This window comes from Pseudomonas sp. SCPG-7 (genome assembly GCF_002156405.1).
Lineage (GTDB): Bacteria > Pseudomonadota > Gammaproteobacteria > Pseudomonadales > Pseudomonadaceae > Aquipseudomonas > Aquipseudomonas parakoreensis.
Map to the genome: position 1 here is coordinate 82,241 of NZ_MVOO01000006.1, position 21,531 is coordinate 103,771.

General features: G+C 59.8%; 18 protein-coding genes. 9 read left to right on the forward strand and 9 right to left on the reverse strand.

From position 1 onward, the window contains the following. Window positions 1-135 precede the first annotated feature (135 nt). Both rpmA and rplU read right to left on the reverse strand, forming a co-directional pair. Entirely contained in the window at window positions 136-393 is a 258-nt protein-coding gene (gene rpmA, locus B1722_RS13340) for a 50S ribosomal protein L27 (RefSeq protein WP_003228360.1), read from the reverse strand. Window positions 394-428: 35 nt separating this feature from the next. Further along, window positions 429-740 carry a 50S ribosomal protein L21 gene (gene rplU / locus B1722_RS13345; RefSeq protein WP_003228361.1) on the reverse strand — a complete coding sequence of 104 codons (312 nt, stop codon included), beginning with the start codon at window positions 738-740 and terminating at the stop codon, window positions 429-431. A 241-nt stretch (window positions 741-981) separates the two neighbouring features. Between rplU and B1722_RS13350 the strand changes: the two genes are divergently transcribed. The 3 genes from B1722_RS13350 to B1722_RS13360 all read left to right on the forward strand — a co-directional run bounded on the left by B1722_RS13350 (window position 982) and on the right by B1722_RS13360 (window position 2,916). After that, window positions 982-1,950: a polyprenyl synthetase family protein gene (locus tag B1722_RS13350; protein WP_041065282.1), complete on the forward strand. Its 969-nt coding sequence runs from the start codon at window positions 982-984 to the stop codon at window positions 1,948-1,950. Window positions 1,951-2,110: 160 nt separating this feature from the next. Further along, complete coding sequence (locus tag B1722_RS13355; protein WP_041065279.1) at window positions 2,111-2,452, forward strand: zinc ribbon domain-containing protein YjdM; 342 nt, start codon at window positions 2,111-2,113, stop codon at window positions 2,450-2,452. Window positions 2,453-2,658: 206 nt separating this feature from the next. Beyond that, window positions 2,659-2,916, forward strand: coding sequence for a hypothetical protein (locus B1722_RS13360; protein WP_008078558.1), 258 nt, complete (start codon window positions 2,659-2,661; stop codon window positions 2,914-2,916). A gap of 137 nt (window positions 2,917-3,053) precedes the next feature. Here the strand turns inward: B1722_RS13360 and B1722_RS13365 are convergent, their stop codons facing one another. From B1722_RS13365 to B1722_RS13375, 3 genes are all read right to left on the reverse strand, one after another. Next, on the reverse strand, window positions 3,054-3,671 hold the full coding sequence (locus tag B1722_RS13365) for an FKBP-type peptidyl-prolyl cis-trans isomerase (protein ID WP_086792867.1): 618 nt from the start codon (window positions 3,669-3,671) through the stop codon (window positions 3,054-3,056). A gap of 122 nt (window positions 3,672-3,793) precedes the next feature. After that, a complete protein-coding gene (locus B1722_RS13370) occupies window positions 3,794-4,099 on the reverse strand; it encodes a DUF6482 family protein (RefSeq protein WP_041065272.1) in 306 nt (101 codons plus the stop codon). 135 nt (window positions 4,100-4,234) lie between these two features. After that, a complete protein-coding gene (locus tag B1722_RS13375; RefSeq protein WP_007963798.1) occupies window positions 4,235-4,723 on the reverse strand; it encodes a TIGR00645 family protein in 489 nt (162 codons plus the stop codon). Between the two features lie 174 nt (window positions 4,724-4,897). Between B1722_RS13375 and B1722_RS13380 the strand changes: the two genes are divergently transcribed. Further along, window positions 4,898-6,730, forward strand: coding sequence for a hypothetical protein (locus B1722_RS13380; RefSeq protein WP_086792868.1), 1,833 nt, complete (start codon window positions 4,898-4,900; stop codon window positions 6,728-6,730). Window positions 6,731-6,736: 6 nt separating this feature from the next. Here the strand turns inward: B1722_RS13380 and B1722_RS13385 are convergent, their stop codons facing one another. Together B1722_RS13385 and B1722_RS13390 are read right to left on the reverse strand one after the other, a co-directional pair. Further along, the gene (locus B1722_RS13385) at window positions 6,737-7,066 is read right to left on the reverse strand and encodes a hypothetical protein (protein ID WP_041065267.1); all 330 of its coding nucleotides are present in this window, start codon (window positions 7,064-7,066) and stop codon (window positions 6,737-6,739) included. A 323-nt stretch (window positions 7,067-7,389) separates the two neighbouring features. Beyond that, window positions 7,390-9,828 carry a Lon protease family protein gene (locus B1722_RS13390; RefSeq protein ID WP_086792869.1) on the reverse strand — a complete coding sequence of 813 codons (2,439 nt, stop codon included), beginning with the start codon at window positions 9,826-9,828 and terminating at the stop codon, window positions 7,390-7,392. 301 nt (window positions 9,829-10,129) lie between these two features. On the opposite strand from B1722_RS13390, the gene B1722_RS13395 reads away from it, so the two are divergent. The 4 genes from B1722_RS13395 to B1722_RS13410 all read left to right on the forward strand — a co-directional run bounded on the left by B1722_RS13395 (window position 10,130) and on the right by B1722_RS13410 (window position 13,816). Beyond that, the gene (locus tag B1722_RS13395; protein WP_041065261.1) at window positions 10,130-10,618 is read left to right on the forward strand and encodes a DUF3015 domain-containing protein; all 489 of its coding nucleotides are present in this window, start codon (window positions 10,130-10,132) and stop codon (window positions 10,616-10,618) included. Window positions 10,619-10,886: 268 nt separating this feature from the next. Beyond that, window positions 10,887-12,740: a DUF4105 domain-containing protein gene (locus B1722_RS13400; RefSeq protein ID WP_086792870.1), complete on the forward strand. Its 1,854-nt coding sequence runs from the start codon at window positions 10,887-10,889 to the stop codon at window positions 12,738-12,740. Window positions 12,741-12,894: 154 nt separating this feature from the next. After that, window positions 12,895-13,251 (forward strand): hypothetical protein, encoded by a 357-nt coding sequence (locus B1722_RS13405; RefSeq protein WP_007963787.1) that lies wholly within the window; start codon window positions 12,895-12,897, stop codon window positions 13,249-13,251. A 70-nt stretch (window positions 13,252-13,321) separates the two neighbouring features. Next, window positions 13,322-13,816, forward strand: coding sequence for a GreA/GreB family elongation factor (locus B1722_RS13410; protein WP_086792871.1), 495 nt, complete (start codon window positions 13,322-13,324; stop codon window positions 13,814-13,816). Here the strand turns inward: B1722_RS13410 and gdhA are convergent. Then, window positions 13,813-15,150 (reverse strand): NADP-specific glutamate dehydrogenase, encoded by a 1,338-nt coding sequence (gene gdhA / locus B1722_RS13415; RefSeq protein WP_041065252.1) that lies wholly within the window; start codon window positions 15,148-15,150, stop codon window positions 13,813-13,815. The two genes, B1722_RS13410 and gdhA, sit on opposite strands and share 4 nt — an antisense overlap. Before the next feature lie 372 nt (window positions 15,151-15,522). After that, complete coding sequence (gene ettA / locus B1722_RS13420) at window positions 15,523-17,187, reverse strand: energy-dependent translational throttle protein EttA (RefSeq protein ID WP_086792873.1); 1,665 nt, start codon at window positions 17,185-17,187, stop codon at window positions 15,523-15,525. 286 nt (window positions 17,188-17,473) lie between these two features. On the opposite strand from ettA, the gene B1722_RS13425 reads away from it, so the two are divergent. Then, a complete protein-coding gene (locus B1722_RS13425; protein ID WP_041065245.1) occupies window positions 17,474-21,322 on the forward strand; it encodes a bifunctional diguanylate cyclase/phosphodiesterase in 3,849 nt (1,282 codons plus the stop codon). The last annotated feature ends 209 nt before the right edge of the window (window positions 21,323-21,531 follow it).

Below are 21,531 nucleotides of genomic sequence, written 5' to 3' on the forward strand. Positions count from 1 at the left end.
CAAAAATGAGCGCAGCGACCCCAAACCACGACCTGCATCGCACGCCGACAGCCCATACAAACAGTTTTGCAAGAGACTCACCCCACAAACGAAAAAGCCCCGTCGCAAGACAGGGCTCTTCCAGCGATCTCGCGATTAAGCCGCGACAACGCTCACGTAACGACGACCGAAGGCGCCTTTTACTTCAAACTTGATCACGCCTTCGATTTTCGCGAACAGGGTGTGATCTTTACCCATGCCAACGCCGTAGCCAGCGTGGAATTGGGTGCCGCGCTGACGCACGATGATGTTGCCGGCCTTGATGACCTGGCCGCCATACATCTTCACGCCAAGGCGTTTGGCTTCTGAGTCGCGACCGTTACGGGTACTACCACCAGCTTTTTTGTGTGCCATGAGTTCAATTCTCCTAGTGAGGAATTAGGCTGTAATTAAGCCTGAATACCGGTGATTTTGATCTCGGTGAACCACTGGCGGTGGCCCATACGCTTCATGTGGTGCTTACGGCGACGGAACTTGATGATGCGGACTTTATCGTGACGACCTTGGGAGATCACTTCAGCCTTGACGGTTGCGCCAGCAACAACAGGTGCGCCGATGTTCACGTCGTCGCCATTGGCGACCAGCAGAACGCGGTCAAAAGTCACGGATTCGCCAGTAGCGACTTCCAGTTTTTCGATCTTCAGGTATTCACCTTCAGCGACCTTGTATTGCTTACCGCCGGTAACGATTACTGCGTACATGGTATTTCTCCGATAATCCTGCTCACCCAGCTCTTTATAAGAAGAGGTATTGGCTGGCATGGCTGCATGGGGCTGGAACGGCCCAAGTGCAATTGCGTAAGGCAGGTGCTGCCCAGGAAGTTCAGGGTGCGCGATTGTACGCAAGCATCGAGAGTCACGCAAGTGGCCGTCCATCGCGCCTTGACAGGCCCCGGTGTGGGTCCTAGCATGCCGCGCAACCCTTCTGGAGCAACTGTCGCTGATGCAACCCCAAGCTTTCTACCGCGCGGTGGCGGACGATTTTAGCGCCGTCGACGGCATCATCAAGAAGCAGCTGACTTCCCGAGTGCCGCTGGTATCGAAAATCGGCGATTACATCACCTCGGCCGGCGGCAAACGCCTGCGTCCTTTATTGGTGCTGCTGTGCGGCAAGGCCCTGGGTCGCGAAGGCGACGACCTGCGCCTGCTGGCCGCCACCATCGAATTCCTGCACACCGCGACCCTGCTGCATGACGACGTGGTCGACATGTCCGGCATGCGCCGTGGCCGCTCGACCGCCAACGCCATGTGGGGCAACGCTCCGAGCGTGCTGGTCGGCGATTTCCTGTACTCGCGCTCGTTCGAAATGATGGTCGAACTGGGCTCGATGCCGGTGATGAAGATCCTGTCCCAGGCCACGCGCATCATCGCCGAAGGCGAAGTGCTGCAACTGTCCAAGGTGCGCGACGCCAGCACCACCGAAGAAACCTACATGGAGGTCATCCGCGGCAAGACCGCGATGCTCTTCGAAGCCTCGACCCACAGCGCTGCCGCACTGGCCGGTGCCTCCGCCGAGCAGAGCGAAGCCCTGCGCACCTTCGGCGATCACCTCGGCGTGGCGTTCCAACTGGTCGACGACTTGCTGGACTACAAGGGCGACGCCGAGACCCTGGGCAAGAACGTCGGTGACGATCTGGCCGAAGGCAAGCCAACCCTGCCGCTGATCTTTACCATGCGCGAAGGCACGCCGGAACAGGCTGCCCTGGTGCGCCAGGCGATCCAGAAAGGCGGAATCGAAGACCTCGAAAGCATCCGCATCGCCGTGGAAGCCTCGGGTTCGCTGGAGTACACCGCGCAACTGGCCCGTGACTACGTGGCCCGTGCGATCAAGTGCCTCGACGCGCTGCCGGCCAGCGAATACCGCGATGCACTGGTAGAACTGAGCGAGTTTGCGGTCGCCCGCACGCACTGATATCGCTGAAGCAAGATCAAAAGATCGCAGCCTGCGGCAGCTCCTGCACAATCATCTGTAGGAGCTGCCGAAGGCTGCGATCTTCTGCTTTTGGCTCCATCAAAGGCTAAAACCTTATACAATGTGCGACTTTTAGCGATCCACATCCCAAGGAGCCTTAGTGAGCACGTTGCCACCCTGCCCGAAATGCAATTCCGAATACACCTACGAAGACGGTGCCCAACTGATCTGCCCTGAGTGCGCCCACGAGTGGTCGGCCAACGGCGAAACCGAAGTGGCGTCCGATGATGCCGTGAAGAAAGATTCGGTCGGCAACGTCCTGCAGGACGGCGACACCATCACCGTGATCAAGGACCTGAAGGTCAAGGGCACCTCGCTGGTGGTCAAGGTCGGCACCAAGGTCAAGAACATCCGCCTGTGCGATGGCGACCACGACATCGACTGCAAGATCGACGGCATCGGCCCGATGAAACTCAAGTCCGAGTTTGTCAGAAAGGTCTGATCCTGCTGTCAGCCATCCCACGCCCGGCGTGGGATGGAGCTCCGCCCTCTCCCGCTTTGCTCCCGCAGACTCGCGTAATAGCCAGACGCCAGCCGTTTTGACCTTACGCAATCTTTACCCGGAAAAAATCGCATTCCGCCAATAGACGCTTGCTATTTGACGAATAAGAATTATTCTCATTGAAACCTTTCAAGGAGATGAGACCCATGACTTATTTGATCGACGCCTGGCTGGATCGCCCACACCCGTACCTCAGAATCCTGCATCGGGAAACCGGCGAAGTCTGTGCGGTTCTGGAAGAAGAAGCCCTGCATGAGCTGCAGGATCAGGGCGATCTGGACGTCAGCAGCCTGAATTCCAGCGAGCCGCTGGTGCTCAAGGAGCTGGTGCGTAATCTGTTCCTGTTCTGCTATGCCCGGGCCTTGCGCCCGACCCATGAGCTGCATCACAAGATCGAAATATGAGTAGCGCGGTAAAAACTGTGGGAGCCAGCCTGCCGGCGAAAGCGGTGTGTCAGGCAACGAATGAGTTACCTGAAAGGACGCCTTCGCGAGCAAGCCCGCTCCCACATTATTGACCTGTCACCGGGACAGGCCAGGCATTACAGAACGTCCAGCAGCTCGACGTCGAATACCAGAACGCTGTGCGGCGGGATGCTGCCAACGCCTTGAGCACCGTAAGCCAGTTCGCTCGGCACGTACAGGCGCCATTTGCTGCCGGCGTTCATCAGTTGCAGGGCTTCGGTCCAGCCGGCGATCACGCCGCCCACCGGAAATTCTGCTGGCTGGCCACGATCGTAGGAACTGTCAAACACGGTGCCGTCGATCAGCATGCCGTGGTAGTGAGTACGCACGGTGTCTTCACGGGATGGCTTGGCGCCTTCGCCTTGGGTCAGCACTTCGAATTGCAGACCGGAAGCCAGAGTAGTGATGCCTTCTTTCTTGGCGTTTTCAACCAGGAACGCACGGCCTTCACCGGCAGCCGCTTCAGCTTTGGCGGCGGCTTCGGCTTGCATGATCTCGCGGATCACCTTGAAGCTGGCGGACATGGCTTCCTGATCGACACGGCTTGGCTTGCCGGCGAATGCGTCGGTCAGACCGGCCAGGATGGCGTCCAGGCTGACACCCGGTGGCGGGTTGTCGCGCAGCTGGTCGCCCAGCTGACGGCCAATGCCGTAGCTGACGCGGGTTTCGTCGGTGGACAGATTTACTTCGGACATGACACTGCTCCGCTGTGCGGACGGCCGCAAGACTTGCCGTGCGTGCACAGCGCGTCCCGGCGCGCCCGGAACCTAAAAGGGCGAGCAGACTAGCACAGATGCCCAGCGATGGCGCGCAACGCCTACAGGGCCGAGCGCCACGCCAGCGGCACTTTCAGGCTTTCATCGACGCTGCCGCCCAAACCGCACATTTCGTCGTGCACCGAGGTGTGGACGAGGTTGAACGGCAGCACCGGAAAGTTATGCAGCAAATCCCGCGCGTGCTCCACCGAACGCAGCTGCAGCATCTGGCCCTTGAGATCACTCAACGGATACGCGGCTCCATGCATCCGCGCCTCGAGCAGATAAATCCCGCCCTCCATGGAGATCAGGTTCAGCTCATCAACCTTTCTGGCGATGGCAAACGCATTCAACTCTTGCAGGTTCATGAAGGCACCTCGTGCGATGGCGAGCCAGGACCTTTACAGGGATATGCCCGCGCGCACCAAAGCACAAGCCACAAACGACACCGCCCGTCTGTTTCGCAACAGACGGGCGGTGTATTGGCAGCGAGCAATCAATGATCAGTGCTTGGTGAGCTTGTCCAGATAGCCCATCGCAAACGCCGAGATCACGAAGGTCATGTGGATGATCACGTACCACATCAGGTGCTCGGGATCGACGTTCTTGGCGTCCATGAAGATCCGCAGCAGGTGGATCGAGGAAATCGCCACGATCGACGCCGCCACTTTCATCTTCAGCGACGAGGAGTCCATGGTGCCCAGCCAACTGAGCTTCTCTTTGCCTTCATCGATGTTCAGCTCGGACACGAAGTTCTCGTAGCCGGAAATCATCACCATCACCAGCAAACCGCCCACCAGCGCCATGTCGATCAGCGACAGCAGCACCAGGATCAGATCCGATTCGGCCATGGAAAACACGTTGGGAATGACATGAAACACTTCCTGGAAGAATTTCAATGCCAGCGCCAGCAGCCCGAGGGACAGCCCGATATAGATCGGCGCCAGCAGCCAGCGCGTGGCGTACATTGCATTTTCGATAAAGCGTTCCATTGACTCTCACACAATAAGGATTGAAATCGGCGGTGAGTATACCAGCCGACCGTGACAGCCAGAAACGGCCCGGCCCGTACCTCCAATCAGCGCAACCTGCGTGTGTGTATGATTTTTTTTCTGCTACTGTCCAAACCATTGACCGCCTAGCGAAAGTGGACAGGACGACTGGAAATGGATGTGCGATTGCCGTTGAAAACTGCCGGGATTTGCCTCGCTCTGCTGCTGGGCGGCTGCTCTCCCGGCGAAGAGAAAAAACCCTCGGTCAGCCTCGACGCGAAGACGGCAACCTTCGAACATTCACTGGACGCCATCACCGATCCGAAGCTCAAGGACGCCGTGACCGAACTCGGCGGTTCGCTGCTGTTGCTCGAACGCGCGCAACTCAAGCTCGACAGCACACCCCTGAAAACCGTCTACGGCGAAGACACGCTCGGCATCCTCAAGCACTACCCTTCGCCGCAGGCGCTGGTCGATACTTTCATCAACGGGCTGTTCGTGCTGCACAAGGACGCCAGCTCCGACTACCTCACCGACCTGCAGCCAGTGTTCCCGTTCAACCTGAACATTCCCGGCGGTTTTCTGTTTCCGCATGGCGTGGAATGGCAGTCGGTGACCCTGAGCAACAAGCGCGTGATCACCTATCAGCCGGAATGGTCGGAAACCGATCCCGGCATTCAGTTGAGCCCGTCCAGTTCCAATGTCAACAACCCTGATGACCTGACCGTGACCTACCCTTTCATCGAGGGGCTGGACGTCGACAAGAAGACACAACCGCAGCCAGTGAGCCTGCAGGGCAACGTCGAGGTCATCACGCCGCGCCGCCTGTTCAGCTTCAACCTGAGTCAGAAGGATGTCGGCCAGACCCGCACCGATGACAACCTCAGCGTCACCCTGCTCAAGCTTGCAAAAAACTACGCCGAAGTCGAATTCAGCAACAGCCTGCCATTGGCCCCCGAGGTCGAGGGGGCGCAGCTCAATCCGTTGATCGTTCAGGCCCGCGACACCACCGGGCAATACCTGGTGCGCGCCGGCTCAATCAATGAGAGCCCGGCACAAGTCGCCTTCTACGAGAAACAACTGGCGCATCTGCAACAGCAGAAAACCTGGAGCGAGGCGCTGGAAAAACAGCTTGAGGACGAACAGCAGGCCTTCACACAGCAGCATCCGCGCCGCTATAACAAGGTCTACTTCAACGGCCCCGTCGATACCCTGGAGGTCAGCGTGCTCGATTTTTCATCGGCGACCGTGACCCGCAAGGCACTGGATTTGCCGGTGCGCACTTTCAGTCAGCACACCACGGAAAAGACCATCCAGCCGCTGGACCCGGACGTAGTGGTCTATGACGATCTGGCGCCGAACTGGCTCAAAGGCGCGAGCCTGACCGAGGAAGCGTTGAAGGCCGGCATCCGCATCCATCAGTCCGTGGAGGATCCGAGCGCCGCGCGCATCGAGTTCTCCCACCGGCGTACCTTCAATGATGAATTGCTCGGCGATGATTTCAGCCCGGGAGAAAGCCCGGTGACGTTCTTCACCGAGAAACGCAGCGGCAAACTCGACGAGCCGATCGAACTGCCACCCGAGGCCTATCAGGTCGATCCGCTGCAAGCGACCATCACTTACGATTTGAACCTGTTCCCGGAAACTCCGGCAATTGCTGTGGGTTCGATGCCGCTGTTTCTGGCGAGCGTCGACAAGAAAACCTACGACGCCAAGGCCCTGCCCAAAGGCCTGGAGATCAAGAACAACACACTGGTGGTGGACCTGAAACGGTTCCCGGCCAACGCCTGGCGTTTCTTCGTCAAGGACGACAGCGGCAACTACCTGAAACAGATTCTCTCGGTCAGCCACGACGCGAGTGCGCAAGGCCCGGCGCTGTTCGGCGTGCATTACTTCTATGGCCGTCCAACGCAGGTGGAGACCTATCAGCGAACTGAACTCAATACCGTGCAATACGGCTTTGAGGTCAAGCTCGACAAGGCGCCGTTGCCCGACACGGCGCGGTGATTGCGCCTAATGGTCGAACACACCGGCCGGACGTCCACGGCCACCGTTGATCTGGCGCAGCTGCGCCTGCAAGTGCAAGCTCCAGATCTGCGGATCATTGGCCAGCTCGTAGCCGTGCATCGTCAGGCTTTCCACAATGGTGTCGAGAATCGACTCGGCGGCGACCGGCCCGTGAAACGGGCCCTGGGCCTTGATGGCGGAGGGTTGTTCGCCGGCCATGCCGGCAGCGAAGAGCAAGGTCCACATGCCGTTATCGCCGGCCAGAGGTTTAATGGCGCATTCGATACGGGTCACAAGACCCAGGCATTGACGGGTGAGGCAGAGGTTGCGCGACATGGCGGCGACCCTCGGTAAAACCTGTATTCAGCCTTCACGCGAAGGCTGTTTCGATCCAGTGATACTGTCGATGTCCTTGAGCTGAGAATAGAAGAAAAGTCCGCCGCGCAAGCCGGATAGAACCAGAAGGCGCCGAATGGTCATTGTGTGAATTCTGACGCCAGAGTAGTGGCACTTTTCCCGAAGATCAGCGCAAAAATCAATCTGAAAAACAACTGTGGGAGCGAGCTTTCTCGCGAATGCGGATGTTCAGGCAACTAAATGTCGACTGGTATGCCGCCTTCGCGAGCAAGCTCGCTCCCACAGGATTTGCTCTAGACTTTTTAAGCTGGTTTGGCTTCTGCCAACGCCTCCTGCGCCAACTCCTTCTCGGCCTCTTTCAGATCCTCTTCACTGATCATCTCGGCAATCACCCGCAGACGCTCGACCACGCGCGCATTGACGCTGCCTTCAGGGAACTGACCGTCAGCATCCGGCTCACCGGCCGGCTCGCCGACCAACAGGCTCAGCGCCTCATCGGCCTGACGCACCGCGTACACGTGGAACTGCCCGGCGCGCACCGCCGCCAACACCTTCTCGTCGAGCATCAGCGTGGCGACGTTGGCCTGCGGAATGATCGCGCCCTGCTCACCCGTCAGCCCACGTGCTTCGCAGAGACGGAAGAAGCCCTCGATTTTCTCGTTGACCCCGCCGACCGCCTGCACTTCACCGAACTGGTTGATGGAACCAGTGATCGCGAAGCACTGCTTGAGCGGGGTTTTCGACAACGCCGAAATCAACGTGCAAGCCTCGCCCAGCGACGCACTGTCGCCATCGACGTAACCGTAGGATTGCTCGAGCGCAATGCTCGCGGAAATCGCCAGCGGGAATTCCTGGGCGTAACGGCTGCCCAGATACCCGGTGAGGATCATCACGCCCTTGGAGTGGATCGGCTGACCCAGGTTGACCTCGCGTTCGATGTCGACGATGCCGCTGCCGCCCGGGTACACCGTGGCGGAAATCCGCGCCGGTACACCGAACGCCGAATCGCCGACTTCCAGCACGGTCAGCCCGTTGCACTTGCCGACCGCAGCGCCGTCGGTGTCGATCAGGATGATCCCGGCGAGCATGTCGTCGAGAATCCGCGCCGATACGCGGCCAGTGCGAGTGGCTTTGGCTTTCAGCGCACGCTCGATGTGCCCGGCGTCGGTCATTTCATCACCGGCCAGATGACGAATGAAGTCCGCCTCGCTGACCAGTTGGAACAGGTCGCCGATACGCGCCGACAAACGCCCCTGATGTTCGGCCAGACGTGCGCTATAAGTCGCCAGACGCGCCACCGCATCGGCGGTCAGCGGCGCCATGCCTTCTTCCGAAGTGCGGGTTTTCAGCAACTGGGCGAACTGCTCCAGGCTTTCGTCGACCATCGGGATGTCTTCGTCGAAGTCGACCAGCACGCGGAACATCTCCTGGAAGTCCGGATCGAGGTCCTGCAGCGTGTAATACAACTGCCGCGCACCGATGATCACCACTTTGACCTGCAACGGAATGTGCTGCGGATTCAGGGTCACGGTGGCGAAACGGCCCATCTCGCCCAGCGGCGATTCCATCTTCAGTTTGCGCGATTGCAGGGCGCGCTTGAGTGCGTCCCACACGAACGGCTCACTGAGCATTTTTTCCGCTTCAAGAATCAGGAAGCCGCCATTGGCGCGATGCAATGCGCCTGGGCGCAACTGGCGATAAGTGGTGTAAAGCGCCCCCTGATCGGTGGTGTATTCAATGCGGCCGAACAGGTTTTCGTAGGTCGGATGCGGTTCGAACACCACCGGCGCACCGCCACTGTGCGGATGACCGACCACCAGGCTCGGCGCGTATTGCTCTTCCAGCAGCTTGCGCGCCACGGCATCAGTCTTGCTGTCGTCGACCAGTTGCTCGACCACGGTTTTCAGCAGATACACCTGCATCGCTTGCAGGTAACCGCAGACCGCGGCGTTCTCCGCGTACTTTTCCGACAGCGGCGACAGCAACGGCTGCAAGGCCAGGGTGATGGTTTCTTCGTTGAGCTGACGCAGCTGATTGTTCGACTCGCGCTTCCACTGCGGCAGGCTCGCAAGCTCTTCATTCAGCCGCTCTTCGAGACCGGAAATATCTTCGTGGAAACGCTCGCGCTCGGCTTCCGGCAATTGCGAAAACTCGGCTTCATCCAGCGCCTTGCCTTCGAGCATCGGGGTGAAGGCGATGTTGCTGCTGTCGCGGTACAGGGCGACGTCTTTTTCCAGGGCCAGACGTTCGATGACGTCCAGTGCCTTGTCGTAGCGCTGGTTGAAGGCGCGGTCGATGGCACTTTTTTTCTGCTGGTAGGACGGGTGTTCGAACACCGCCGGAAACGTCGCCAGCAGGTTGTCGATCAAGCCGTTGATGTCGCCGATGAACGCAGCGGCCGTTCCCGAAGGCAGTTCCAGTGCGCGGGGTTCGCGCGGCTCATCGAAGTTGTTGACGTAGACCCAGTCCGCCGGGGTCTGCAGGCGTTTGCCTTCGGCCTTCAGGTAGCGTTTGACGAATGAGAAGCGACCGGTGCCCGGTTCGCCCATGACAAAGACGTTGTAACCGGGGCGGGGCATGGCCACACCGAACTGCAAGGCTTCGACCGCACGTTCCTGGCCAAGCACACCGCGAAAGGGCTCCAGATCATTGGTGGTAGTGAAGCTGAACTGTTCAGCGGAAAACGGACGGGTCAGCGCTTCGGGCGCTAGACGCAAGCTGGCAGCAACAGGATCAGGCATCGGGCTTCCTTAACAATCAGGCGGGGCAGATAGCGGCATTCTGGCGCTGCCCGTGCCCCACTGGCAAGGCGCGCCATGCGACAAAGCATAGACAAGCGCCGAGCCGCGCGGCCCGCCCCGTGAATCCGGGGATTTCAACGAATAATCAGCAAAAAATCACGGAACCACGGGAACGTGCCTAAACTCCAAACTGCGCGGCTGGAACTAATAACCGGCCCACTGGCTTCAAAAGGGTCTGTCTAGGCAGCACTTGGGGGGCCAGAACCCTGTCCATTGGTATGCACACAAAGAGAACAAAGCTATGAAACGGATTCTTCTCGGTACTCTCTTCACCGTTGTTTCCCTCAATGCCATGGCGCAAGCGCCAGGCGGTCCGGATTGCGGTTGGGGCAACATGCTGTTCGAAGGTCAGCGTGGCACCCCGGCACACTTCCTGGCATCCACCACTAACGGCACCTCCGGTAACGCTACGTTCGGTATGACTTCCGGCACCAACGGTTGCTCGACCAACGCGTCGCTGACCTACGGCGGTAAATCCTGGTTCGCCATGAATGGCATGATGAACGAGCTGTCCGAAGACATGGCAAAAGGCAACGGCGAAGCGCTGACGACTTACGCTGTGGTACTGGGCGTGGCGCCGGAAGACCGTGCGCATTTCGCCGCTGTCACTCACGAGCACTTCCAGCAAATCTTCAGCAAGGCTGACGTGACCGCCGAAGACGTGCATACCAACACCCTGGCTGTACTGAAATCAGACCCACGTCTGGCCAAGTACGCCACTCAGGCTTAAGCTCGACCCCACCCGCTTCTTTCGGGAAGCGGGTTTTGTTTTTTATGGCCCACCCTTTTTGAGCAATGCAAGTCAGTTGTGACATGTGCTGAGCCCTGTGGCGAGGGAGCTTGCTCCCGCTGGAGTGCGCAGCGCTCCCGGTTTTCAAAGCGGGGCCGCTGCGCGCCCCAGCGGGAGCAAGCTCCCTCGCCACAGGGTTGGTGCGGGTTTGACTGGTCGACATTAATGCTTGGGGTCTTTGTTTTTCTTTCGACTTAAGTTGCCACTTATGCTCAAACGCCTTGCCTGGCTGGCGCTCTGTGTCTGCGCCCCGCTGTCCGCCGCGCCTCACATCGACCCTCAACGTTTGCAGCAACTGGCCAACGACCGCTTCTGGATTTCCCTCGGTCATTACGAAACCGCCAAGCTCGGCGGCTGGCGCAGCTATGTCAGCGACAGGAAATTCTTTCTCGCGCCTGATGGCAACGAACACCCCGACCATGAGTTGGCCGCCACCGTGCAAGCGCTGTATGCCCCGGCCAGCCTCGGCGAGCAGCACGCGCAGTGCGTCTATCCGGCCCGCACCCGCTGGCTGAAAGCGCAGCTCAACCTGACCGATCTGCCCGCCCCCGATTGCGCCGAATTCAAGAAATGGTTCAAGGACGTCTCGCCGCACAGCGCGGTGATGATCTTCCCGGCGGCGTACCTCAACAGTCCGTCGTCGATGTTCGGCCACACCCTGCTGCGCATCGATCAGGCTGACGTGCAAAGCGACAAGACTTCGCTGCTCAGTTACGCGATCAACTTCGGTGCCTACATCGAAGGCTCCGACAACAGCATCCTCTACGCCTGGAAAGGCTTGATGGGCGGCTACCCGGGGCTGTTCGCGCTGGTGCCGTATCAGGAAAAACTCTCCGAGTACCGCAGCCTGGAAAACCGCGACCTGTGGGAATACCGGCTGAACCTGACGCAAGCAGAAACCGCACGCATGGTCGAACATGTGTGGGAACTGAAGCAGATCCAGTTCGACTATTTCTTCTTCGACGAAAACTGCTCCTATCGCCTGCTCGAATTGCTGCAGGTGGCGCGTCCAAGCCTGCGCCTGACCGAGCAATTCCCGCTGACTGCCATCCCTACCGACACGGTCAAAGCCGTGAAGGAAGCCGGACTGGTGGAAAGTATCGAATACCGCCCATCCCGCGAACGTGAATTGCTCAGCCGTGCCCAGCCGTTGAGCAGTGACGAACAGCAATGGGTGCTGAAAGTCAGCGCCGATCAACAAGTGTTACAAGACCCGACCTTCAAGGCTCTGCCCCGGGATCGACATGCGCTGATCATCGATGCTGCGTATCGTCTGGAACGCTATCGCGCCAACGGTCAGGAACGTGATCCGCAACGCGCTCAGCGCAGCTTCGAACTGCTGCGGGCGATCAACAAAAACCCGGCGCCGGAGCTGCAGATCCCCCAACCGGGCCTGCCCGAAGACGGCCACGAATCACGCACCTGGCAGGCTGGCATCGGCACCCGGGGCGACCGTGCGTTCGGCGAGTACGGTTTGCGCATGGCCTATCACGACCTCAACGACAACGCCGAAAGCTTCCCCCTCGGCGCACAGATCGAAATCCTGCAAATGAAGCTGCGCCAGTACGAAGGCAACCAATGGCAATTCCAGCAACTGGATCTGGCGACCATTCGCTCGCTGACCCCGCGCAATGAGTTGCTGCAGCCGCTGTCGTGGCAAGTCACTGGCGGCCTTGAGCGCGTACCGGGCAAACACGATGACGAAAACCTGGTCAGCCACGTCAACGGCGGCGGTGGCGGCACCTGGCAACTGGGCGAAGACACGCTCGGTTTTGCCCTTGGCACGGTGCGCATCGAACACAACAATGACTTCGCCGAATTCGTCTCCCCGGCCGGCGGTTTCAATACCGGCGTGTTGTGGAAAAACCCGCTGGGCAATCTCAGCCTGGAAGCCAAGGGCGATTACTTCTTCAATGGTGAAGTGCGCCGTAGCCTGAGCCTGAACCAGCAGTGGGAATTGTCGCGCAACCTCGGTTTGCGCCTGAGTGCGCAGCGTGAGTTCAGTCATGTGGCGACGCCGGAAAACGAAGTGATGCTCGAAGTGAAGTGGTATCACTATTAAAAGATCGCAGCCTGCGGCAGCTCCTACAGTGGGAATGCATTTTTCCTGTAGGAGCTGCCGCAGGCTGCGATCTTTTGATCTTCCTTTCACACCCCATCAACGAATCCCCTTCTAGACTTTCCCTATCAGCCGAGAATCGGCGCAGGAGAGTGCAATGTGGCGGTGTGCGGGACTGTTGGGTGTTTTGCTGTTGCTCGGGGGTTGCCAGACCACCCATGAAGACTTGATCGCCAAAGGTTATCCACCGGCCTTCGCCGACGGTTTCGATGACGGTTGCGTCAGTGGCCGGCAAGCCGCCGGCTCGATCAGTGGCGAGTTTCGCAAGAACGTGCCGCGCTACCTCAAAGACAAGCAATACGCCGAAGGCTGGACCGACGGCTTTCGACAGTGTCAGGCGATGCTCGAGAACAAGGATCGCGAAGAGTATCGCAACGAACACTGGGACGAGCGCGAGCGCGCCTGGCAGCAACAGAAGGATCAGGACGCCGGACGGGCTTATCGCTCGCAATAGGTCGTTTCCAGACATCCAGTGAAACCAAATGCCGGCGACCATGGCCCAATTCCTATCACAGGAGGACAGCATGAGTCGCGCTTTCGTCAACGAAGACAATGCCGCCGCGCAAGCCGATCAGCCCGTCGAACGGCAGGTCAGCGCGCAGCCCAATTACGTCACACCGCAGGGGCTGGCGCAGCTGCAGGCCAAAGTCGCCGAGCTGCAAGCCCTGCACGCCGAACAATCGGCCAAGGGCGAACAGGCCGACAAGCAGCGCCTGGCCGATCTCGAAAGGGATATGCGCTACTTCAACCAACGCCTCGCCAGTGCACAAGTCGCGGCCCCCGCGACCTCTGCCGAAAAGGTGCAGATTGGCAGTTGGGTGACCTTTGCCGACGAGCACGACACCGAAAGTCGGGTGCAACTGGTCGGCGAAGATCAGGCCGACGCCAGTCAGGGCCTGATCAACTGGGGCTCGCCGCTGGGCCGGGCGCTGCTCGGCGCCCGGCTCAATGACGAGGTGCTGTGGCAGCGCCCCGCTGGCGATCAGGTGATTGAAGTGATTCGCATCGAACCGGCTTAAACCACGCCTTGGGCCAACATCGCATCGGCGACTTTGACGAAGCCGGCGATGTTCGCGCCTTTGACGTAGTTGATCCGCCCGTTCTCTTCGCCGTAATGCACGCAAGCGTGGTGGATCGACTGCATGATCGCGTGCAACTTGCTGTCCACCTCGCCAGCGGTCCACAGCAGGCGCATGGCGTTCTGCGACATCTCCAGCCCGCTGACCGCGACCCCGCCGGCGTTCGACGCCTTGCCCGGGGCGAACAGAATGCCGGCCTCGATAAAGATATCCACAGCCTCCAGCGTGGTCGGCATGTTTGCGCCCTCGGCGACGCACACGCAGCCGTTGCGCAGCAGTGTGCGCGCGGCGTTGGCGTCGAGTTCGTTCTGCGTGGCGCACGGCAGCGCGATGTCGCACGGCAGCGACCACGGCAACTGCCCGGCGCGGAACTCCAGACCGAACGCCGTGGCCAATTCGCTGATGCGTCCGCGTTTGACGTTTTTCAGTTCCAGCAGCGCCAGCCACTGTTCTTCGCTCAGGCCCGATTCGCAGTACAACGTGCCTTCGGAGTCGGACAGGGAAATCACCTTGCCGCCCAGGTCCATGACCTTGCGCGCCGCGTACTGGGCGACATTGCCGGAACCGGAGATCGCCACGCGTTTGCCTTCGACGGTCTGTCCGCGGCGCTTGAGCATTTCTTCGGCGAAGTACACGCAACCGAAACCGGTGGCTTCCGGGCGAATCAGGCTGCCGCCGTAGGTCATGCCTTTGCCGGTCAACACGCTGGTGAACTGGTTGCTCAGGCGTTTGTACTGGCCGAACAGGAAGCCGATCTCCCGCGCCCCGACACCGATGTCGCCAGCCGGCACGTCTACGTCCGCGCCGATGTGGCGGTACAGCTCGCTCATGAACGCCTGACAAAAACGCATCACTTCGGCGTCGCTTTTGCCTTTCGGATCGAAGTCCGAACCGCCCTTGCCGCCGCCCATGGGCAATGAGGTCAGGGAGTTCTTGAAGGTCTGTTCGAAGGCGAGAAACTTCAGCACGCCCAGGTTCACCGAAGGATGGAAGCGCAAGCCGCCCTTGTACGGGCCGATGGCGCTGTTCATCTGGATGCGGAAACCGCGATTGACCTGGACCTTGCCCTGATCGTCGACCCACGACACGCGAAACACAATCGCCCGCTCCGGCTCGCAGATACGCTCCAGAATCCCTGAGGTCAGGTAATGCGGATTGGCTTCGAGAAACGGCCACAGACTGCGCAGGACTTCTTCGACGGCCTGGTGGAATTCGGGTTGATCCGGGTCGCGTTTTTTCAGTCGGGCGAGGAAGGATTCGACGGATTCGATCATGGGAAAAGTCTCGGCAAATTTATTGTCGTTGGAAGCGATTGAGCCGGACTGTAACAAACGATTTGCGCACAGGAACAGCGCAAAATGTCGCAGTTATGAAATTAAATGGTGCACAGGATATAAATCAGGCGGTTTTTTGATCTGATTTTGCACCTGAATAGGGAGATCAGATTGAAGTGATGCACCAACAGTTACACCGCTATCGCTGGCAAGCCAGCTCCCACAGTTTTCGCGGCGTCCACACATTCCAGGTACAACAAAAAACCTGTGGGAGCTGGCTTGCCAGCGATGAACGCAACCCGGTATTGCTGAAGAAACCCAGGCAAAAAAAACGGAGCCCGAAGGCTCCGCTCTTTCTGCCACCAACCCGAATCAGGCCAGTTTCTTGTGGCGTACCCGGTGTGGCTGGGCAGCCGCTTCGCCAAGACGCTTTTTGCGGTCGGCTTCGTACTCGGTGTAGTTGCCTTCGAAGAACACCGCTTGCGAGTCGTCTTCGTACGCCAGGATGTGAGTCGCGACGCGGTCCAGGAACCAGCGATCGTGAGAGATCACAATGGCGGCGCCCGGGAAGTCCAGCAGTGCTTCCTCCAGGGAACGCAGGGTTTCAACGTCGAGGTCGTTGGACGGTTCGTCGAGCAGCAGAACGTTGCCGCCCTCCTTCAGGGTCAGCGCCAGGTGCAGACGACCGCGCTCACCACCGGACAGGTCCTTGACGAACTTCTGCTGATCGCCGCCCTTGAAGTTGAAGCGACCGACGTAGGTGCGCGACGGGATCTCGTAATTGCCGATGCGGATCTGGTCGGAACCGTCGGAGATCTGCTGGAACACGGTCTTGCTGCCGTCGAGGTCTTCACGGCTCTGGTCAACACAGGCCAGTTGCACGGTTTCACCGACTTCGATGGTGCCGGAATCCGGCGTTTCCTTGCCCATCAACATGCGGAACAGGGTCGATTTACCAGCACCGTTACCACCGATCACGCCGACAATGGCGCCCTTCGGCATGGAGAACGACAGGTTGTCGATCAGGACGCGATCGCCGTAGCCCTTGGTGACGTTCTTGAATTCGATGACCTTGTCGCCCAGACGCGGACCGGCCGGGATGTAGATCTCGTTGGTTTCCGAACGCTTCTGGAATTCCTGCGACTGCATTTCTTCAAAGCGTGCCAGACGAGCCTTGGATTTCGACTGGCGGGCCTTGGCGCCTTTGCGCACCCACTCCAGTTCTTCCTTCATGGCTTTTTCGTGAGCCGACTGTTGCTTGGATTCCTGGGCCAGACGATCGGACTTGGCTTCCAGCCAACCCGAATAGTTGCCCTCGTAAGGAATGCCCGCGCCGCGGTCGAGTTCGAGAATCCAGCCGGCGACGTTGTCGAGGAAGTAACGGTCGTGCGTGATCGCGACCACGGTGCCCGGGAAGTCGTGCAGGAAGTGCTCCAGCCACGCCACGGAGTCAGCGTCCAGGTGGTTGGTCGGTTCGTCGAGCAGCAGCATGTCCGGAGCGGACAGCAGCAGGCGGCACAGGGCCACGCGACGCTTTTCACCACCGGACAGGTGTTCGACCTTGGCGTCCCAGGCCGGCAGACGCAGGGCGTCGGCGGCGACTTCCAGTTGACGCTCCAGGTTGTGACCATCGCTGGCCTGCAGGATTGCTTCGAGCTTGGCCTGCTCGGCAGCCAGCTTGTCGAAGTCGGCATCCGGGTCAGCGTAAGCGGCGTAGACCTCGTCCAGACGCGCTTGCGCGTCCTTGATCACGCTGACGGCTTCCTCGACCACTTCACGCACGGTCTTGGTCGGATCAAGTTGTGGTTCTTGCGGCAGATAACCGATGTTCAGGTCCGGCATCGGACGGGCTTCGCCCTCGAACTCGGTGTCGACGCCGGCCATGATTTTCAGCAGCGTGGACTTACCCGAACCGTTGAGGCCGAGTACGCCGATCTTGGCGCCGGGGAAGAACGACAGCGAAATGTTTTTCAGGATTTCCCGCTTCGGCGGAACAACTTTGCCCAGCCGATGCATGGTGAAGACGTATTGAGCCATGGAGAACCTTGGGTCAGTGACAGATGAATGATTGGAGCGCAGGCGATGCCCGGCCAGACCGATGCGCGTCGTTCACTTGATGGTCATCAATGCGTGCGCGCTGAAAAAGTCTGAGTCTAGGAGCTGGAACGCTCCCGCGTAACCGGCAAAGCTACCTGAATGACGGAAGGCAGTCCAGCCGAGTGGGGCTGGCACTTCGCCACAACTCAAGGCATGCTAGCCGCCCTTCGGGCGTCCGGCTTATAGTGCACGTCGCGCCAGTCCAGCCAAACCGCAGGATTTCAGCTTGTCCAACGTTACCCCGCCAGCTTCTGTGAGCGCGTCCAACCCGGGGACCGGCTCGCCCCTGCGCGGAACATTGAAGGGTGCCTTGGCGACGCTGGTACTTTTGCTGCTGGCATTGCTGTTCTGGCAGTTGCTCGACCAATTGCGCGAGACCCAGAAAAACCAGCGCCAGTACACCATCGACTACACCGCCGACCTCGCCTCACAGGTCAGCCTGAACATGTCGCTGAATGCGCAAATCGCCCTCAACCTGCTACCGATCGTCGAACAACCGCAGTCGTCCGACGAACAGCAGGCGCTGCTGCGCAAGCTCCAGCAATCGCTGCCGGACGTACGCAGCCTGGCCCTGCTCAGCCCGTCCGGGAAAATCCTCAACGACAGCGCCAGCGACAGCCACGACGCCGATTACCTCGCTGAACTGGTGCGCCGCAGCCGCGCCCAGGCGCATTACTTCAGCAACGCCGACGACGGCTCGGTGGTGCATCTGTTATTGCATCAAGCCAGCGGCAGCACGCGCGGTTACTGGGTGTTGCGCCTGACCCCGACCTTCTTCGACTCGCTGACCCAGCAGGGCGAAACCGGCATCCGCCCGTTGTGGCTGGTGGAAAACCGCCTCAACCACCAGATCATCAGCCGCGACGAAGCGCTGTCTTCAGCCAGGCCCGGCGTGCTGAGCCCCGACGACCTGGCCAACACTGTTTTAACCGTGCCGCTGAGCAGCAGCGACTGGCAGTTGCGCGGGCTGTTCGACCGTCAGCGGGTGCTCGAAGAACTGTTGCCAGCGTTTATCGGCAAATGCCTGCTGGGTCTGGCGTTCTCGATGCTGCCAGTGATCGCGCTGCTGAACATGCGTCGCCGCCAGCGCCAGTTGCATGAAGGTCGCCGGCGTTATCAGGACATCTTTGAAGGCACTGGCGTTGCGTTGTGTGTGCTCGATCTGTCCGGCCTCAAGCAGGTGTTCGACAAAGCACAGATCCAGACCAGCGACCAGCTCAAAGCCTGGCTCGACCAACCGGTCCAGCGCCAGCAACTGCTGCAAGAACTGCGCGTTACCGAGGTCAATCAGGTCGCGCTGCAGCTGCTCAATGTCAATTCCTGCGAGCACGCCTGGCAACTGCTGATCGACGGCCAGCCGCACAGCCAGTGCGCCATCGGCAACCAGGTGCTCGACGCCGTTCTGCAGCAACAGAATCAACTGGAACTGGAAATCAGACTGCCGGACATCAACGGTCGCGATCAGCACCTGTGGATGGTTCTGCGCCTGCCTGAAGAGCTGCACGACTATAAAGCGGTGATTCTGAGCATCAACGACATCACCAGCCGCAAGCTGATCGAACTGTCGCTGCTGGAGCGCGAAGGCTTCTGGTCGGACGTGGTGCGCACGGTGCCGGATCATCTGTATGTGCAGGACGTGATCAGCCAGCGGATGATCTTCAGCAACCATCACCTCGGCCAGACCCTCGGTTACAACCGCTCCGAGCTGCACCAGATGGGCGAGTACTTCTGGGAAATCCTCCTGCACCCGGAAGACGCCGACTATTACCACCGCTCACGGCAGATGCAGCGGCACGCCGGTTACAGTCAGTTGCTGCAATGTCAGCTGCGCTTCCGCCATCGTGACGGCAAGTGGCGGCGCTTCGACATTCGTGAGCAAGCGCTGGCCCGGGACAAACACGATCAGGTCACGCGGATCATCGGCGTGGCCAAGGACATCACCGAGCAGATCGAGGCCAGTGAATCGCTGCGTGACAGCGAGCAGCGCTACCGCATGCTCGCCGAAAGCATCAGCGACGTGATTTTCTCCACCGACAGCAAGCTGTCGTTGAACTACGTCAGCCCGTCGGTGCAGGCGGTGCTGGGTTACGACGCCGAGTGGATTTTCCAGAACGGCTGGCAATCGACCATCGCCAACCCGCAACAGCTGAGCGGCATCTATTCTTTGATGGACCGGGTCAGCAAAGCGCTCGACAAGCCTGAGCAACTCGCACAGCTGCGAAGCCAGGTGCAGACGCAGATGTTCCTGTTCGACTGCCTGCGCGCCGACGGTCGCAAGATTCCGATCGAGCTGCGCCTGGTGTTGGTGTGGGATGAACACGGCGCCTTCGAAGGCGTGCTCGGCGTCGGTCGCGATATCAGTCAGCAACGCCGCGCCGAAAAAGACTTGCGTATGGCGGCCACGGTATTCGAGCACTCGACTTCGGCGATCCTGATCACCGACCCCGCCGGTTACATCGTGCAGGCCAACGAAGCCTTCAGCCGGGTCAGCGGTTATGCAGTCTCGGAAGTGCTCGATCAGTTGCCGAACATGCTCACCGTCGACGAACAACAGGATGCGCACCTGCGTTACGTGCTCAAGCAACTGCATCAGCACAGCACCTGGGAAGGCGAAGTCTGGCTCAAGCGCCGTAACGGCGAGCATTACCCGGCGTGGGTCGGCATCACGGCGGTACTCGACGATGAAGGCGACCTCGCCAGTTACGTGTGTTTCTTCAGCGACATCAGTGAGCGCAAGGCCAGCGAACAACGCATCCATCGTCTCGCTTACTACGACGCCCTGACCCACCTGCCGAACCGCACGCTGTTCCAGGATCGTCTGCACACCGCGCTGCAATCGGCCGAGCGGCAGAAGTCGTGGGTGGTGCTGATGTTCCTCGACCTCGACCGCTTCAAGCCGATCAACGACTCCCTCGGCCACGCCGCCGGCGACCGCATGTTGAAAGACATGGCCACGCGCCTGCTGGCCTGCGTCGACGAAGACGACACCGTGGCGCGCATGGGCGGCGACGAGTTCACCCTGCTCCTGCAACACCGCTCCAGCCGCGAAATGGCGCTGAACCGGGCGATTCATGTGGCCGAGCAGATCCTCGCCAGCCTGGTGAAACCGTTCGTGCTGGAAGGCCGCGAGTTCTTCGTCACCGCCAGTATCGGCATTGCTTTGAGTCCGCAGGACGGCAACGAACTCAGCCAGTTGATGAAGAACGCCGATACCGCGATGTACCACGCCAAGGAGCGTGGCAAGAACAACTTCCAGTTCTATCAGGCCGACATGAACGCCAGTGCGCTGGAGCGTCTTGAGCTGGAAAGCGACCTGCGCCATGCGCTGGAACAGAACGAATTCGTCCTGTATTACCAGCCGCAATTCAGCGGCGACGGCAAACGCCTGACCGGCGCCGAAGCGCTGCTGCGCTGGCGTCATCCGCGTCGCGGGCTGGTGCCGCCGGGAGATTTTATTCCGGTGCTGGAAGAACTCGGTCTGGTGGTCGACGTTGGCGACTGGGTCATCAGCGAAGCCTGCCGTCAGCTCAAGACCTGGCACCAGAACCGCGTGCGCGTGCCGAAAGTCTCGGTGAACATCTCGGCGCGGCAGTTCTCCGATGGCCAGCTCGGTACGCGCATCGCCACGATCCTGCGCGAAACCGGGCTGCCACCGGCGTGCCTGGAGCTGGAGCTGACCGAAAGTATCCTGATGCGCGAAGTCAGCGAGGCGATGCAGATTCTCGCCGGGCTGAAAAACCTTGGTCTGAGTATCGCGGTCGACGATTTCGGCACCGGTTATTCATCACTGAACTACCTCAAGCAGTTCCCGATCGACGTGCTGAAGATCGACCGCACCTTTGTCGACGGCCTGCCGTCCGGCGAGCAGGACGCGCAGATCGCTCGGGCGATCATCGCCATGGCCCACAGCCTCAATCTGGCGGTAATCGCCGAAGGCGTGGAAACCCATGAGCAACTGGACTTCCTGCGCGAGCATGGCTGCGATGAAGTGCAGGGCTATCTGTTCGGCCGACCGATGCCGGCAAGCCGGTTTGAAGCGCAGTTCAGCAATGATGCGCTGTTCATGTTCGACTGAGGTTCTGTGTAAAGGCTGCTGACCCCATCGCTGGCAAGCCAGCTCCCACAAGGGTTGATGTCGATCACAAGTCGTGTAGTTCACCCAGGTTAATGTGGGAGCTGGCTTGCCAGCGAAGAGGCCGGCAAAAGCACCGCACATCTGTCATGAACGCCACTTGTCTGCGACATGATGTCGTTTCATATGCCATCCAAAACCCATTGGGTTAG

Bases quoted from the DNA above. Each gene is read 5' to 3' on its own strand.
- B1722_RS13410 (WP_086792871.1), top strand. From the start codon at position 13,322: ATGAGTCGCGCTTTCGTCAACGAAGACAATGCCGCCGCGCAAGCCGAT.
- B1722_RS13380 (WP_086792868.1), top strand. From the start codon at position 4,898: ATGGATGTGCGATTGCCGTTGAAAACTGCCGGGATTTGCCTCGCTCTG.
- B1722_RS13375 (WP_007963798.1), bottom strand. From the start codon at position 4,723: ATGGAACGCTTTATCGAAAATGCAATGTACGCCACGCGCTGGCTGCTG.
- B1722_RS13400 (WP_086792870.1), top strand. From the start codon at position 10,887: ATGCTCAAACGCCTTGCCTGGCTGGCGCTCTGTGTCTGCGCCCCGCTG.
- B1722_RS13370 (WP_041065272.1), bottom strand. From the start codon at position 4,099: ATGAACCTGCAAGAGTTGAATGCGTTTGCCATCGCCAGAAAGGTTGAT.
- rpmA (WP_003228360.1), bottom strand. From the start codon at position 393: ATGGCACACAAAAAAGCTGGTGGTAGTACCCGTAACGGTCGCGACTCA.
- ettA (WP_086792873.1), bottom strand. From the start codon at position 17,187: ATGGCTCAATACGTCTTCACCATGCATCGGCTGGGCAAAGTTGTTCCG.
- rplU (WP_003228361.1), bottom strand. From the start codon at position 740: ATGTACGCAGTAATCGTTACCGGCGGTAAGCAATACAAGGTCGCTGAA.
- gdhA (WP_041065252.1), bottom strand. From the start codon at position 15,150: ATGATCGAATCCGTCGAATCCTTCCTCGCCCGACTGAAAAAACGCGAC.
- B1722_RS13390 (WP_086792869.1), bottom strand. From the start codon at position 9,828: ATGCCTGATCCTGTTGCTGCCAGCTTGCGTCTAGCGCCCGAAGCGCTG.
- B1722_RS13365 (WP_086792867.1), bottom strand. From the start codon at position 3,671: ATGTCCGAAGTAAATCTGTCCACCGACGAAACCCGCGTCAGCTACGGC.
- B1722_RS13405 (WP_007963787.1), top strand. From the start codon at position 12,895: ATGTGGCGGTGTGCGGGACTGTTGGGTGTTTTGCTGTTGCTCGGGGGT.
- B1722_RS13350 (WP_041065282.1), top strand. From the start codon at position 982: ATGCAACCCCAAGCTTTCTACCGCGCGGTGGCGGACGATTTTAGCGCC.
- B1722_RS13395 (WP_041065261.1), top strand. From the start codon at position 10,130: ATGAAACGGATTCTTCTCGGTACTCTCTTCACCGTTGTTTCCCTCAAT.
- B1722_RS13385 (WP_041065267.1), bottom strand. From the start codon at position 7,066: ATGTCGCGCAACCTCTGCCTCACCCGTCAATGCCTGGGTCTTGTGACC.
- B1722_RS13360 (WP_008078558.1), top strand. From the start codon at position 2,659: ATGACTTATTTGATCGACGCCTGGCTGGATCGCCCACACCCGTACCTC.